Genomic DNA, 15,380 nt, shown 5'->3' with positions numbered 1-15,380 from the left:
GTATTGTTGTCTATAAATTTCTCATTTTATTGCCATGACACGGAGGTGTCCTGTTCATCCCAGTCGAGAACCTTCACGTTGATTGCGAGCGAAGCGGCCGAAACGGTCAGGGTGTAGGCATATTGGCTGCCTGCATCCCATTGTTTCGCATTCCCGCCAGAGAGGTTGACCGTGGAATTCCGGTCGGCGGTCTCGCCCTCGAAACGGTAGCTCACGGCGATTTCGGTACCAGTCAGGTCGGTGTGCGGGAGTAACAGCACGTCGCCCAGCATGTTGCGGGTCTCGCCGGCTGTGATGGAAATATCCTTTGCGGCCAACAGGGCATCGCTGTCGTTTGTCTTGGCGGTGTTGCTCCACGAGCTTCCACCGGAGGCATTCCAAGTAAGGTCGCCTTTGTAAGTCACGCCGTTCACTTTGAAGGAAGTAACCGTTACACCGCGCCCCACGGCCCTGATATTGAAGGCCAGCCTTGTGAGCCGATGGGAGAATTTGAAGCTGACAGATTCGGGGGCTTTGTCTGCCTCGATTACTATATTTGTTCGTTCCGCCGTCATCAGGTCGTGCCCTTTCGTGGCGACGAAGTTCTTGACGGTAAAGGTGCCGTCCGTGCAGGCGACGGACACGGCATCGCCCAGCGTTCCGGTGGACGGATAGAGGGCGTAGAAGTCGTAGGTGTTGCCCGACTGCCAGTACAGCAGGCCGCCTCCGTAGGTCCAGCCTGTACCGGAACCGTAGGTCACGGTCGTGTTGTCGAATATCTGCACGTCGTTGTCCGTGCCGCTGGTGTGGCGGTAGCTGCCCCACACGCTGAACGACTGGCCGTCGGTGTTCAGGTCGTCCGCACTCCCGATGGCGGAGCGTGTCAGCGTGGGTAGCGAAAAACGTATCGCCCCGCTGTCTCCGGCTGTCTCCATGTCCTGCACCACGCTTTCCGTGCAGGAAGCCGCTGACAACAGCACCGTCGCCAGCAGGGGCAGGATTCCGAGGGTGTTCTTTCTTCTGTTCATATATCTCATCATATAAAGGTTATTCCGTTCTTGCAGGAAAGCTGCATGTGTGCGGTCTGTCCTGTATCATTGTGGCCGGGAAGGGAACATTCAACCCCGCCCGGCCTGTATTCTTCGGTCCGATTGGCCTAACCGGCCGAGCTGCGTATCTCGTTTCGCTGAGTTAAGTTTCTCGTCATGGTGAGTTGCTCAACTCGCCGCGCTGAGTTGCTCAACTCACGGAAGTGGGTCGCGCAACTCACGGAAACGGATTGGCTGGTACGGTAAGCGTTTAGTTCTTTTTATCAGTCAAATTAAGGTCATCACCCGGCGTAGTATCTTTCCACTTATCTACGGTTACATCAAACTTGATAGGCTTGGCGTTCGGGTCGGTGTTGATGTCTTCCATCTTCAGCTCTGCCGTGTAGTTGTAGTAGTACCCGGCTGTCCATGTGTTCTTCTGCAAGCTGGTTTCGCTGTTGCTCGGATTGTAGCTCAATGTGGCACTGAAATCCTGCTGTCCTATCGTTTCTTGGGCAGCGTTCTTTACCACTGCGGTGAATTGGACGCTCAACGTGCCGCAGGTCTGCGGAATAACGAACAGCGGTGCGCATGTCTGGCTGAAGTATCCCTGTTCGTTGGCAGCGTCGGCAGTCACGTCGGTGATGTTGTCGAAAGTGTATGTGCCCGTAGTGTTTGAGAGCTGGTCAGTACTCCACGTGATTGTGCCTTCGTTGGCCTTGTGGTACGTTCCCGTGGACTTGGTCGTTGCGCTCTCTATCCGTAGGTTGTTCACAGCCACGGTGTAGGTGTTGGCCATCTTGGTCTTGAACGTGAAGGTCAGCTTGGACAGCATGTGCCGGAACGTCATGCTTACTTTCGGGGCTTCGCCCGACGCTGTGCCGTCCCATGTGTAGTTGGACTCGTTGCCCATTGCGGCTACGAGGTCGTTCTTCCCGTCCGTGCTGTACGCCGTGAAAGTCAGCAGGCCGGAGGTCGATCCTCCGCTCTGCGAGCCCGCATCGTAGCTGACAATCGACTTGTTAAGCTGGCTTTCCCCGTTGGCATAGCCCGCAAAGCGGAATTCCTTGTTTTTTTCCCAGTAGTAGGTGTTTATGGGTAGCCATTCGTTGTCGCCTGCTTTGCTCACCTGCACGTTGGTAAAGGCGTCTGCCCAGTTCTGGTCGCCTGTGCCTTTGTTCTGTGCGAATACCCAGAACTTCTGGAAATTTTGTGATGTGACATCACCGGAACGGGTGGTCTTGTCCACAAAAGTTGTAAACTCGATGGGCTGGTTGGCGTATTCGGCCACGTCCATCACTTCCTGATTGCTACAGCCGGAGAACACCGCTGCGGCGACTCCCAGCAAAAATAAACTCTTTTTCATGATGCAAAAGCTTAAATTAAAAATACATTATTGTTTGGTTAATCATTTAGTTATCAATACATCTGTTTTATACAGGTCACCCTTCTTACAATGGCAGGGGGATGTCGATGTAATCGCCCCATCCCTCCACGTCGATGTCGAAACCGCTGTCGAAGCCTGCCGCACCTTCCTCGTCGGTGATGACAAGGCCGTCGGAGACGATAATCACGCCGCCACGGGGCTGGGCCTTCACTTGGTCCGTCACATCGAACTCGAAGGTCTTCATCGCGCCGTTGTGCAGACGCACTTCGAGATTGAGGTGGTAGGAGCGTTCCGTGGTGCGGGTGCCGTCGCCGTAGTGGTCGCCGGGGTAGTCGGGAATGCCGAAGGATTTCACTGTGGCCTCCGGACCGTAGTCACGCAGGGTACAGTCGAACATCACGGTAGCCGCTTCCGGTCCGGTGTGTCCGTCGTTCAGATAGACGCTCTCGGCCATGCCTGCCAATGCTCCGCGTGCGAGGGCCACGTACTGAAACCCCTGTTGGAACTCGTAGCGCACGAGGTAGGTATAGGTGAGCGGCTGCAAACGCACGGGCAGACCGACAGTCTCCTGCGTGGGCAGGGCCTCGTAGCTGCCTATGTATGCGCCGTAAAGCATGTCGGGCTGGTTCACGGTACGTTCCCCCGCGTGCAGGGCTTCGAAAGCCCCCCGCGTCAGGCTACGGGTGGTGGCACTTGCGGAAGCCAGTGCGGCGATGTCGTTGAAGACGATGTATTCCGTGTCATTGTTGTAGAACAACAGGTCGTGCGTACCTTCGTTCATATAAAGACGGCCTCCTTCGGGCGACAGGTTGCCCTCGTTCTCGGCGGTGCCGCCGGTATAGATGCGTGCACGGATGCCGGTGGGCACGTCGGGGCGAAGGTCGTCATAGCGTTGGGGCCATGCAGGGTTCCACACGGACTGCCAGTCGGTCTGGTAGCTGCGTTCCCATTCCTGCTCCCACGTGGCGGTGAGGTTTACCTGAACGGAGAAAGCATGGTCGGGGTGGTCGTAACAGAGATCCTTTCGGCAACCGCCCAACAACAGAAGCGTGGCGGCGTATAATGCCATATATAGCGGTGTGCGTCTCATCGTGCGCCTCCTTTCTTCTTATCCGTGTCCCACAAACGCCAAACGAGCGTCAGTTTCAACTTCAGCGGCCCGAAGTAGTCCAGCTTGCTGGTCTGCCGATAGACGTAATGTGTGCCGCCCAGATAAGGTATCGGGTCGTACACCTCATACTTGCTGTGCATGTACCCCACGCCGATACCGGCTTCTAAGGAGAGCCGCCGTCCGATGGGGAACATGTAGCCGTAGCTGACTCCGACCATTTCGGCTTCGCCCTGATAGCCCTCCTTGCCGTTTTCGAGGTCGTACCACGTGAAGCCTCCGAACACGCCGAGGTAGTGGCCGTGCCACGGGCTGCCTTGCTTTTGCCCGAACCACCAGCGTCCCTCCGGGCTGATTGTTGCCACTTGATAATACCTGTGCTTGCCGTCGTTCTTCCACCATGCCATCTCGCCTTCAAGGTTCACCGTCCAGCGGTCGGCGATGCGGTACTCTACTTCGAGCGAGGGCATCAGTATCGCATCGTAAAGCAGGTTGGTCTTGATGGCCAGTCGCTGCACCATCGCTCTCTGAGGTTGCACGGTCGCTTCCTGCCGCACCGTTGCTGGTTCGGAGGTCGTTTCCGCCACGCTATCGGGTTGCAGGACCGGTTCCGGTTCTTTCACTTCCGACTCTTTTTGGGGAATGACTTTTACAGGCGGTTCGGGTTTCCGGTAGCAGACCACCGAAAGGCTGGAGCGTAAATCTGGGAAGAAGTTCTCCAGCATGTAGGTGTACGGCATACCGCCGCGCAGGTCCATGAGCTGCTTTTTTCGTCCGTCCACTACGCGACCCGCCTTGTCGAACACCCATACCGGTGTATGGTCGAGGATGTGCAATACCTCTTTTTTATAGAGCATATCCGATGCGGCGACCATCCGGCGCAACATATCCCATGCGATGCCCTCGCCATGTATACAGACCAAGTTGTCGGGAATTTCGGCGTGGCGCACGAGATAGGTTTTCAGGGAATCGGCCCTGCGATCTGACAACACCTCGTTGAGATGGTTCACACCTTCGGGCGATGACCACGAACGTACCACAACGCCTTCAAGTCGGTTCGCCCCGTATTCTTCGCGTAGAATGCGGATAAAACGCTCCAATTCCGCGCGATTATCCCTGAAGAGCACGTCCACTTCTCTGTGGCCCTGCCGGTAATAGATACGGACCGAGTCCAACTCTTGTGCATGAACATACCCGCCGCAGAACAAGAGAAATAATAACAGTATTCGTTTCATTGTCATAGTCTATGCCTATTTATATATCAGCTATTTATTCAATTCTCTCGTGCCATGCCTTTTCATTTAAAGGCAAAAAAACACCAAACCAACAAATAATCAGCCTGATAACTGTCTGTTATGCCGATTTATTTGTTCATTAAAAAAGCTATCGAAAAAAGGTCGTATTATTCGGACACTCCGGGAAAATTCGCCCTACTCAAAGAGCTGAAACGCAATTTTTTGCAGATTTTTGTTGTGGATAGCTCATGTTTTTGTAATTTTGTGGCTGAAAACGAACGATTTAACCAACGATTTAACCAACGTAAAATCATACCGTCCGTTTTTGTGACATTCCTTTTCGTCTTATCTCTTTTTCTTTCATGGCTTTATCTATTTCTTTATAGCGGCTGCGGAATTTCAGAAATGTATCTCGCGAGATGTTGAAACGCCTACATATATCGGCAATCGTGCAGTCCCGTTTCAACATGCCGACGACGACTTTCCGGTTTTCGATCAGCACATTCATTTTCGTGTAGCTGCCTTTTTTTCGTCCGAGGACGACACCCTCGGCTTTCCGCAGGGCGAGCGCCTCTTTGGTGCGCATCGAAATTAGATTGCGTTCAATCTCCGCTACCAAGCCGAAAGCGAAGCAGAGCACCTTGCTGTTGATGGAGTTGTCAAACGAATACCCCTCCTTGGTCGTGTAAAGGTTGATTCCTTTCTCCAGACATTTGCCCATGATGGCCATGAGGTCCGTTAGCGTGCGGCTTAGACGCGATATTTCTGTGACAATCAGCGTGTCGCCATGCTTCATGCGCCGTATCAGCCCTCCTAATTTGCGGTCGCACTCCTTCTTCTTGCCGCTGGCGACCTCCGTTACCCATTGGCTGACGGAAAGATTTCTACTGTCGGCGAAACGCCGGATCTCGTCTTGCTGGTTAGCCGGATTCTGTTTGCCCGTACTGACCCTTAAATAACCTATTATCATAGTCCTTAATTATTTTACGGGAGCGACATTGCTCCCGTCCGGTATAAATAAGGCATGATGGTTCGATATGAAAGGATTTTGTATATAATTGTAGGCGTAACATCTTATTTTACAATTATTTTATATCTTTCCGCTATACCCTTTTCCCTTTTCTTCCCGTTAACATTCTCTCGCCGGTTGGATTTTTCCATGCAAAGGTACAGCAGTCGTCCGGCGTCAAGCACCGCCATGCTAACGGCTCGTGGATTTGCCCGGCAGCCTTCCCAAATCAGAGATGTCCTTTCAGTCCCCCGCCATGTCGTACCTGTCGGGTTGGGTATTCCGTGAAATCCCCGGTCGTTTGCTTGCCTTTCCGTCCTTTCCCTACTGTCTGACTTGCATGTAAAATCTCTCCCGGCAAGGAAAGCCGAAAAGCTTCCGAAGAGAGGGAAAAGAAAAACGATGTTTAATTTAACTTTTATGTATTATGCGTACAAATGTTAGTCAAATTACGGACAGGAAAATTTGGGACGGATAGGAAGTGTCTCCGAATGCTATGCTTTAAGCAGAATTTGGACAAACTGTTTGGTTGAAAAGGAATTGCAGCTGTTGGTAGAACCTTATCGACAAGTTCAAAATAGCGGATAGAAGGATATATTAATTTTTAATCTTATCAAAATATGAGTATAATATGTACACGATGTGGCGGCACGCAGGTAGTATGCGAAGCCACGATAAACCCCAACACTAAAGTGATAACGGAAATTTCCGACGATTCTTTGCAATTCGGCCGGTGCGAAACTTGTAAGGTACGAAGCGTCCTGACGGATGTAGAGAAGACAAAGGCCGCCATCAAGAGCGGATTTGCCGGATTTGTCGAGGCAAACGGCAGGAATCCCCATTATGCAAGCTGTCGGATAGTATGGAAGTACACCAACGATTCCGAAGACGTAAAAATCCGGCTGCTGGAAAGCGGTGAAAGTATTGGAAACGACATGTTCTTCTCCTGCAACAGCCTCCATGCCCTCGAATCTCTGGCGAAGTTCGGAAAAGAACCGTTCATCGTAACGGAATGTTACGGGTTCAAGACCTTTACAGAAGAGGAAATCTCCGATGAAAAAGCGTATGAATACGAGTTCGGAGACGAGAAAATCGTTGTTACAGGTAAAGAAGTACGTGCATTTTACTCGGAAGTATATAGGCTGACGGCACAGGACATCGAACAGTTTGCAGCCTATAATACGGCAAAACGCAAGTATTATCGGAAAAATGATTGTCAGCTTACCCCGGAGTTTGTCCGACGGCTGCTTGATGAAGAACATTTGATGAAAGCAGGTGAATCCGACAGTTTCACGATTCAGTTGTTCTTCCTGTGGTATGTGCGGATTCGGAGAGAACCTGAAAATCTTGCACCGTTCAAATACGCTTTGGAAGCCTGTTGCTTGGATAATGTACAGACTTTCAGTCGCCGATACATCACGCTCGAAAAAGCATTGCTTCATTGCCTGAACGGTTTCAATGAGAATGCGGTCATTCCGAACCGTTACCAATCCCTGCAAAACTATTTTTGCAGACATACACATGGCAAACGCTAATCCCCGGCAGAGGATTGTCTTGCAGTACAAGTCTCCGATCCTGTAAAACAGGTTTCGGAGACTTTATTCTGCACGGTCATTTCTCCGGTTGTCTTTCTATGTCGGCAGCTTCCTTGTTTAAGCCGGTACTCTATTCCTTTTATATTCAGCCGAATTATTTTTTATTCTATGATTTTTATTATAATTGTGTATACTTTAATGTTGCTATTCATTCAATTTTACCCACTTTCGCTGGTTAGTACCAGACTCCATGACAAGACATTTTCCGTTTTCTATCATGTAAATGTGGATATATTGGCAAGGGACAACCTCTTTTCCCTGCCGGTTGACAACACCGTTCCGGTACGTGTATTTGGCGACAGCTTTGACCGCTTCGGCATACTGGCCGCCACCCAAGTTGAAGCTTTCAATGCGGACATATCTGTCACAAGGAATAACCAACTTGGCTTCTTCTACGGTAGCACGTCCGGCAAAACCATCCTTTCCGCTTCCTTTGATATAAAGTTTCAGCCAATCGTCATATACATACATTTCATCATAGATTGGTTCGAGCACAATATTTCCGTCCGGGTCTATCATGCCATATTTCCCATCAAGGGAAACTTTGAGCAGGTTGTCCCTATATTGCTCTATTTTGTTATAAACTTGGGATGTGACTTGCTTGCCTGTCCGGTTATCCACCAGATAACAAAGACCGTCTTTATAAAGCGCATACCTGTTTCCCGGCAGCGTTCTCGAATAGTCGTATATGGGCGGAATGACCTCTTTTCCGTTCGAGTCAATGTAGCCAACCTTGTCGTTGAGAATGACATGGGCAAGGTTTCCGTCTGTAAACGCACCTATTTTCTCGTATTTGCATGGTGTCAGTACATTGCCTTCAAAGTCCATCAGACCGTATCTGGAATTATACGAGATGCGGTAATAGGGAGTGTCGTCTTTTGTGCGCAGCACTATCAGGGGCTTGCCTTCTTTATCCTCTATGGTATAGTAACCGTATTGGCAGGGCAGAATCATTTGTTTCTGCGCATTGAGGAAACCCTCCCTGCCGGCTTGGTTAACAACGAATAGCCCGCTTTTCAGTTGTTCTATTTTATCGTATTCAAACGGCACGAGCACTTTACCCTCCGTATCGATGATGCCTGTCTTTCCGTTCTTTACCGCATAGGCTTCGTGTGAGGCAAACGGCGTGATACGTTCATAAATACAGGGAATGATTTCCCTGTTTTCCTTGTCGATGAAACCATACAGTTCCTCTTTTGCCACCAATGCCCTGCCTTGGAGGAAGTAAGCAGCCTGAGTATATTGTAGCGGGATGACGATTTCTCCTTTACGGTCTATGTACCCAAAGTACCTGCCCACTTGCACTACTGCCAAATCTTCGGAAAATTCTTCGGCATAATCGTATTTGCCTTCTATACATTCCTTGCCTTTTTCATCGACATAGCCGAATTTCCCGTTTTCGCAACGGTGCGGTATAAGGGTAGATGGTGGTTGACTGTTACATGACACTATGAGCATAAGCGGAACAGCCAAGAATAAATGTTTGAGCATACTTCTGATCGTTTTCATAATGGACGATGTTTAATTTATTCTGATATATTGAGAATCCTCCTTTCGCCACGTCTTGCCTGAACCTGTTACATCTTTGTAGATTCCAAAGCCATGTTCGTAGGCTTCATACGTACCGTCATAATCTTCAATTATGATATTTCCGCGACTTCCATTGCTCCCTCCACTGCCGGAGAATGCTGCCAGCCCCAGCCACAGTAAAGCTCCAAGTATCAAGGTGCTCAACATTCCAAGAAAAGAAATTCCCAAACCAAAAGCAAACACCGTGAACGAAAGGCTCATCCAAATACCACAATCTCTTAACAAATAGAGCAATACTGCCATATAGGCAACGAAAGCAAGTACGAAATGCCAAGTCTCGTTAAAGAACGGAGTTTCTGGCGAATCAGGGGTGATACTGTCGTATCTATTGTAATTAAAAATACCTAAGAACAGGATTACTCCTACAATGATAAAGATACCAAACAGAAGTTTTCTCCAAAAGCCATCGAAAAGACTGCCCGTAAACTCCCGGTAAATAGTGTACTGGAAGAACAGGATGCCAATAGCTACAAAAAAAATGATAATAGTAAATATCCATCCTACATCCGAAGGGTCGCAGAACCAGACGAGTGCGCTGTCACTCCCAGCTCCGAACATGAACAGTTCAGCCCCGCCCCATAAAAGGCAACCTGCGTGGAACAACGATCTGGTATCTGTACGTAGTCCGATGAAGGCAATGACGGCAAACAGCAATATGGCAAAAGGGGTATAATGCCGGAGTTCGGAAAGACCGACTGTGGAGTAAGATGTTCCAGCCGGAGCAGCCAGAGTGGAGAAAGGCTCAAGGTATTGTTCATGCACATAGCCCGTGCGACCGTCATTCAAAGACACTTGTGCCCAATCATCTTCGCACGCCGTCACCTGCACGAGATCTCCATTGGACAACGATCCGATTTTAGCCCCACCCGGTGCATTGCGCACATTGAGCGTGGAGTTAACGTTTACCCGATATAGACCGGGAGCAATGGCGGCAAAAGCGGTCATCGCAAAAAGGACTACCGCCAGTATTAATAAAAATCTTCTCATGGCAAAACGAACGGTTTATCAAATGACGACTGGCGCAATCTCCATAAGACTGCCGCACATAATGCAATCCAACACAGGTCGATGGCAATATACCCGCATGGCAGCAGAAACATGTTCAGCAGGATAGATACCACCATAACTGTCGCACCCGCAATGCCTAATACTTTGTCTTTCTTAAACAGTAAGGCAAAGACAATGGCAAATGCCAAGAAAGCTGCCCAAAGCGCCCAATTACCGTAATAATTCAAATCGTTCATCCAATTCCGATTATTCCCTACACGGGACGAAAGCAGAAGCCACATAAAAGGATAATCAGACTTGCCTTCCGTTTCCCAATAATTCTCCAAAGAACGGTACATTTCATCTCCGTCAAAACTGGATACCATATACAAGTCGTAAACGGTATTCACCAAAATCGGAACGAGACTGACACACCACAGCACAAAAGCCGTTTCGCCCAGCCACTTGTTTACGTGTACTTTCACTTTGGCGAAGAAAAGCGTCGTGAAGAAATAAAAGCAAACTGTGTAAGGAAAGTTAAGCCACACATAAAGAGGATATAGGGTAGTCGTGCTGTTTCCTCCGAACTCACTATACCAACCAACCTTTACCATTTCATCCTTACCGAAACCGGACAGGAACATCAGATTGACTAACAGCACATACGCCGTAGCCAGCAGCATTGCGGTTACAATTGTTTTCGTTTTCATATCCATAAGTTTTAGCTGTTTATTCGTGTGCATGGAGAGTGATGCCCTGACAGTTCACCCGTTGTTTTACGAATTGGTGGTTGCCGTCCTCAAAAAATGCTTCAAACGGGTCTGAAGAAAGATTGTACCGCCTGATATAAACATCCATGTACAGGTCTCCTATACGAAGTTCTCCCGCCCGTAGGGGATAGAGTAATAACTTCCGGAACACCGCCACCTGATAATTCTTTCCATTCCGATGCTCTATTTGCCATGCGCTGCCCCGCAAATCTATCGGTTCTATTTTGAAATCGTCCGAAGAGATGAGTTGTTCCATATTGGCGAGGCTATCTGCAAGGGATGTGGTATATAACTTGCATTCCAACACGACGGGTTCATTTATACGAGGAGAGCGTTCTGATACGTTCATTGTCATAAAGACATCCGGTTTTGGTTGTGGGTCGGAAGAAGGAGGTAATTTCCCGTCAGGTACGACATTCACTGCGAGTTGCTGCGAATGTAGCTGATGCCCGTTCACCACAATACTTGCAGAGGGAATGGAACACCTGCCCACCTGTAATGCCTGCAACACATAAGTATAAGACTCTTGATATTTCCGGTTTATTTCTCCATCTACTTTTTCCACATTGGTGGCACTGCTTTTGGTGGGGCCAAGTAACACCTTAAGGCCTTTCAATTCGGGCACAGCAAGATTCTGTATTTCAACAGTAGCAGGTTTCTCCGGGAAAGATACAATAAATGTCAGCCGGAACTGTTTATTAATTTCGATATTCTCCGGAGCAGAAACTGTAAACGTAGGATCATTATTTGCGTATGCTTTTGCCGCTGTTCCGATAGCGCATAAGCAACATACCCATGCAATAAGTCGTTGGGAAAGAAATGTCTTTTTTGCGTGAACCGATAATTTATCCATCATCCTAAGTTCTTTTATGTCTTCCCAGTCCTTAGAAGGCTGTTATTAAATAATAAAAGCGTGAACTGCAAATGCCACGTCTTAAATCGAAGGTCGTAGGAAACCTGTAGTACAGATATGGATATAGCAGCCCACGCTATAGCGTGAGAACCACTATGCCTTCCTTGTACTACATCTGAAAATTTCCTACGTTTTCGATTTACAAGATAAGCATAACGCTTCTTTCTTTTCTAAATATGTCTTGGATAGAGTTGTCTCAATCCGATTGCAAATATACGAAGAACTCGCAAAAAAACGACAAAATTTGGATAAATAAAGTAAGTGTTTGGTATTGAGGAGAGTTAAGCCAAATTCTTCTATGCCTTTCCAAATCGCTAAAATGCAGGATAATGAAAGGTTAAGAGACAGATTTGCTACTTATCCGTTGCCTTTTTTAGCCCCGGATAATCCGGCAAAATAACGCTTGACCACCCGCGGTTTTACCGTTCACCATGCAAAGAACCCTATATTTTGCCCGTAAAGATAACCGTTTTTTTCCGTTTTTCATGGAAATACAGGTTATGTTACCGGCATCCGGGGTTTTATTCTTTGTTCCGCTATAATTTTCATAACTGTAAATAACTCTATATCAAGTAATTTTGCAACATAAAAAAAATAGAGTTATGAAACAGACGGATGTAACGGTTACGTTCTACCTCAAAAAGAGCGAAATGAATGACGAGGGACATTGCCCGGTCATGGCGAAACTTGTTGTCGGCAAATTTTCAGAAGCGGCTTTTAGTGCGAAAATGTCCGTACCCGCTGCACTGTGGGCATCCGGACGTGCCACGGGTAAAAGTAACGCCGCGCGGGAAATCAACCGGCAACTGGACGATTTGCGAGCTTCAGCCATTTCCATTTATGACGAACTGTCAGCCACCCGTGAGAATGTAACGGCTGAAGAAATAAGGAATCTGTTGTTGGGGAGGGCTTTCGGGCAGGAAACCCTGTTGGGTTATTTCCGGACGTTCATCGAACATTTCGAAAAACGTGTCGGCGTGAACCGGGAAAAGGGAACAGCGCAATCTTACCGCTATGCTTGTAACTGTGTGGCTGCTTTCATCCAGGAGAAATACAAGTTGTCGGATGTTCCTTTCACGGCCCTGAACCGTTCATTCATCGACAACTATGACCTCTACCTACGCACGGAGCGCCGCTTTGCCCTGGGAACTATCGTGTTGCTTGTCACACGGTTGAACACGATTGTCGGGGAAGCCATCGCGGAAGGGATTATCACTGCCGACCCATTCGCGGGTTATGAAGCCGAACATCCCGAGCGGGAACAGAAATACCTTACCGCAGCGGAGTTACAACGGCTGATGACCACACCCCTGCACGACCCGAAACTCTACCATATCCGCGACCTGTTCCTCTTCTCCTGCTACACGGGTATCCCTTACGGGGACATGTGCCGCCTGACGACGGAGGATCTGGAAGTGGCCGAGGACGGTGAGGTATGGATCAAGACCGCCCGCAAGAAGACGAAAATCGACTATGAAGTGCCGTTGCTCGACATACCGTTGCTCATCCTCGACAAGTACCGGGATATGGCCCCGGAAGGAAAACTGCTGCCGATGTACAGCAACAACGAACTCAACCGGACACTGAAACGTATTGCCGCCATTTGCGGAATTGAACGGAAGCTCGTCTTTCACTGCGGACGCCATACCTACGCCACCGAGATCACGCTTTCGCATGGTGTCCCGCTTGAAACCGTCAGTAAAATGCTGGGGCATAGCCGCATTTCCACGACGCAGATTTACGCCAAAGTGACCGATGACAAGATCGACATGGATACCCGGTCTTTAGAGGAAAAGATTGCCGACCGCTTCTCCGTAGCTATTTAATCTATCATTGACAATCAAATTCACAACGATTATGGAAACGAATAATAAAGAGATAAAACGTCGCAGCACGTTCTCCCTGCTGTTCTACATCAACCGCACGAAAGTCCGCAAGGACGGAACATGTAAATTGTTATGCAAGGTAAGCATCGACACCAAGTCGGCCCCGATCAATATCAACGCGTTTGTCGATCCATCGCTTTGGAATCCGGAAACCAAAAGGGCGAACGGACGAAGCGAGAACGCCCGAACGGTAAACCTGGCAATAGAGAAACTGACCGAAAAAATCACCGGACATTACCGTCATATTCGTAAAAGCCTCGGTTTCGTGACGGCCGAGCTGGTCAAAAACGCCGTGGAAGGAATCGGGCAGAAACCGTTCACCCTCCTTGCCTTGTTCCGCGAGCATAACGAGGAGTTCCGCAAGCGTGTCGGCGTGGATCGCAAGGAAGAAACCTATGAAAGTTACGAGAACTCCTATAATATTTTAGCCTCCTTCGTGAAAAAAAGGAAGGAAAAGGAGGATGTAGCGTTGCGGAGCCTTGACCGGGAGTTCTACGATGATTTTGAAATATTCCTGCGTACAGATCGTGAAATGAAACCCAAGACAGTACACGAGCATCTTTACCGGTTGAAGAAAATGACCAAGCGGGCTGTCAGTCAGGGTACACTCCGGCGCGACCCTTACGGGAAGCTGCACCCGGAACTGCCCCGGCGCAAGAGCCGCCATTTGAAACTCGAAGACCTCAAAAAGCTGATGGAAACTCCCGTCGATAAACCCAACCTCCAGCGGGTGCGGGACTGGTTTCTCTTCGCTACCTTCACGGGGTTGTCCTACGCCGACCTGAAACGCTTGTCCGAAAAAGACATCACGCAGTCGGACGACGGAACGTACTGGATACACATCCGGCGCCAGAAGACCGAAACGCCCTCGGCCATCCGCCTGCTGAACGTGCCGTTGCAGATCATCGAGAAATACCGCCACGAGCGTAAAAGTGACAGGATTTTCAACCTCTATTGCCGGGGGTATCTCATCAAGCTCACCAGAGAACTGGGACGGACATACGGCTTCGACATGACCTTTCATTGCTCAAGACATATTACTTTCTCTTACTCATTGAAAACAAGGGACTTACAAAGATTGTCAGCTTGACAGGTAACGACTTGGAAACCAGCAGGCTTCTATATTCTGCTATGTTCTGCACTAATCATAAGAACGCTTTTCTCATTTGCAAAAGTAGTGTTTTTCTTCCTTATTGCCAAAGTTATTCCTCTGAAAAATAGAGTAAATCAAACATCTTGTCATTATTGTACATTTGTTGCACATCTTGCTGATGAAAATCAGTAGCACTGTCCTACTTTTAATTCAATACCGTTTCCACATTGTATTTGAGCCTAATCGTTTGCGAATAGCCTGCCTGCGCGCTTGTCTGTGTGCCGGCAGGCAGGCACGCAGGCAGACCGGTCGGCAGGCAAGCAGGATGGCTGGCAGGTCGGAGTGCGGGCAGGCTTGCAGGCCAGTGTGTGTATGTCCGCACGTGTTTGCATTCACGAGAACCCACACGCAGTCTGGCTTGCAAGCATTCATGCGGATATAACCACTCTCTTATGCCCTCTTATACCCTCATTTCCTTTCTTCTTTTGGGCAGCTTGGGCATCGGGAAACGATGCTTTGAAATCCGAAATAACAGCACTAATTCAAATCCGTTTGCTGACGGATTTCTTGTGCTCTCAAAAGCACAGCAAGGTGTCCTTCGAGTTACCCGAAGGCTTTTCGGTTACTGCCGAAAAGTGGCAGCAGCAAGGTATGTTTCGAGTTACTCGAAACCTTTCGGGTTACTCCCGAAAGCCTTGCCGCCGGGCTGCTCCTCCGAAGTCGGGCAACCTGTATATATTGAAAAAGAGGATATAGGTTTATACCCCACATCCTCTTTACTTGTTTTCTTGAAAAGCAAT

The 15,380-nt window shown here is 48.9% G+C and carries 14 protein-coding genes and 1 pseudogene; 5 read left to right on the top strand and 10 right to left on the bottom strand.

Going from position 1 to position 15,380, the window contains the following annotated elements; genetic code table 11:
- Positions 1-26 precede the first annotated feature (26 nt).
- The 5 genes from L0M98_RS03795 to L0M98_RS03775 all read right to left on the bottom strand — a co-directional run bounded on the left by L0M98_RS03795 (position 27) and on the right by L0M98_RS03775 (position 5,707).
- The gene (locus L0M98_RS03795; protein WP_224200307.1) at positions 27-1,007 is read right to left on the bottom strand and encodes a fimbrillin family protein; all 981 of its coding nucleotides are present in this window, start codon (positions 1,005-1,007) and stop codon (positions 27-29) included.
- 271 nt (positions 1,008-1,278) lie between these two features.
- Entirely contained in the window at positions 1,279-2,373 is a 1,095-nt protein-coding gene (locus tag L0M98_RS03790; protein WP_004289480.1) for a fimbrillin family protein, read from the bottom strand.
- 85 nt (positions 2,374-2,458) lie between these two features.
- Complete coding sequence (locus tag L0M98_RS03785; protein WP_004289479.1) at positions 2,459-3,484, bottom strand: DUF5119 domain-containing protein; 1,026 nt, start codon at positions 3,482-3,484, stop codon at positions 2,459-2,461.
- Positions 3,481-4,743 carry a DUF3575 domain-containing protein gene (locus tag L0M98_RS03780; RefSeq protein ID WP_004289478.1) on the bottom strand — a complete coding sequence of 421 codons (1,263 nt, stop codon included), beginning with the start codon at positions 4,741-4,743 and terminating at the stop codon, positions 3,481-3,483. Before L0M98_RS03780 ends, L0M98_RS03785 begins: the two co-directional genes overlap by 4 nt.
- Before the next feature lie 304 nt (positions 4,744-5,047).
- Positions 5,048-5,707, bottom strand: coding sequence for a recombinase family protein (locus L0M98_RS03775; RefSeq protein ID WP_004289476.1), 660 nt, complete (start codon positions 5,705-5,707; stop codon positions 5,048-5,050).
- Positions 5,708-5,761: 54 nt separating this feature from the next.
- Here L0M98_RS03775 and L0M98_RS03770 point away from each other — a divergent pair, with 54 nt between their 5' ends.
- Both L0M98_RS03770 and L0M98_RS03765 read left to right on the top strand, forming a co-directional pair.
- A complete protein-coding gene (locus tag L0M98_RS03770) occupies positions 5,762-6,034 on the top strand; it encodes a hypothetical protein (protein ID WP_227215008.1) in 273 nt (90 codons plus the stop codon).
- Between the two features lie 332 nt (positions 6,035-6,366).
- On the top strand, positions 6,367-7,281 hold the full coding sequence (locus L0M98_RS03765) for a hypothetical protein (protein WP_004289474.1): 915 nt from the start codon (positions 6,367-6,369) through the stop codon (positions 7,279-7,281).
- Positions 7,282-7,485: 204 nt separating this feature from the next.
- Here the strand turns inward: L0M98_RS03765 and L0M98_RS03760 are convergent, their stop codons facing one another.
- The 4 genes from L0M98_RS03760 to L0M98_RS03745 are packed head-to-tail and all read right to left on the bottom strand — an operon-like array spanning position 7,486 to position 11,544.
- On the bottom strand, positions 7,486-8,850 hold the full coding sequence (locus L0M98_RS03760; protein ID WP_004289473.1) for a WG repeat-containing protein: 1,365 nt from the start codon (positions 8,848-8,850) through the stop codon (positions 7,486-7,488).
- Between the two features lie 12 nt (positions 8,851-8,862).
- Positions 8,863-9,918: an SH3 domain-containing protein gene (locus tag L0M98_RS03755; protein WP_227186572.1), complete on the bottom strand. Its 1,056-nt coding sequence runs from the start codon at positions 9,916-9,918 to the stop codon at positions 8,863-8,865.
- Positions 9,915-10,628 (bottom strand): hypothetical protein, encoded by a 714-nt coding sequence (locus L0M98_RS03750; protein WP_224200305.1) that lies wholly within the window; start codon positions 10,626-10,628, stop codon positions 9,915-9,917. Before L0M98_RS03750 ends, L0M98_RS03755 begins: the two co-directional genes overlap by 4 nt.
- A gap of 19 nt (positions 10,629-10,647) precedes the next feature.
- Positions 10,648-11,544 (bottom strand): BatD family protein, encoded by an 897-nt coding sequence (locus L0M98_RS03745; RefSeq protein WP_004289470.1) that lies wholly within the window; start codon positions 11,542-11,544, stop codon positions 10,648-10,650.
- A gap of 659 nt (positions 11,545-12,203) precedes the next feature.
- On the opposite strand from L0M98_RS03745, the gene L0M98_RS03740 reads away from it, so the two are divergent.
- The 3 genes and pseudogenes from L0M98_RS03740 to L0M98_RS03730 all read left to right on the top strand — a co-directional run bounded on the left by L0M98_RS03740 (position 12,204) and on the right by L0M98_RS03730 (position 15,022).
- A complete protein-coding gene (locus tag L0M98_RS03740; RefSeq protein WP_004289468.1) occupies positions 12,204-13,427 on the top strand; it encodes a site-specific integrase in 1,224 nt (407 codons plus the stop codon).
- A 31-nt stretch (positions 13,428-13,458) separates the two neighbouring features.
- A pseudogene (locus tag L0M98_RS03735) lies at positions 13,459-14,568 on the top strand (site-specific integrase); the annotation flags it as partial.
- 190 nt (positions 14,569-14,758) lie between these two features.
- On the top strand, positions 14,759-15,022 hold the full coding sequence (locus L0M98_RS03730) for a hypothetical protein (protein ID WP_227215004.1): 264 nt from the start codon (positions 14,759-14,761) through the stop codon (positions 15,020-15,022).
- Positions 15,023-15,241: 219 nt separating this feature from the next.
- On the opposite strand, the gene L0M98_RS03725 is transcribed toward L0M98_RS03730, so the two are convergent.
- Complete coding sequence (locus L0M98_RS03725; RefSeq protein WP_153882950.1) at positions 15,242-15,379, bottom strand: hypothetical protein; 138 nt, start codon at positions 15,377-15,379, stop codon at positions 15,242-15,244.
- Position 15,380 lies beyond the last annotated feature (1 nt).

The sequence above is a fragment of the Butyricimonas sp. DFI.6.44 genome (assembly GCF_022132345.1).
Taxonomy (GTDB): domain Bacteria; phylum Bacteroidota; class Bacteroidia; order Bacteroidales; family Marinifilaceae; genus Butyricimonas; species Butyricimonas muris.
Note: the sequence above shows the minus strand (reverse complement) of the source record. Positions and strands in the feature narration are given on the sequence as shown.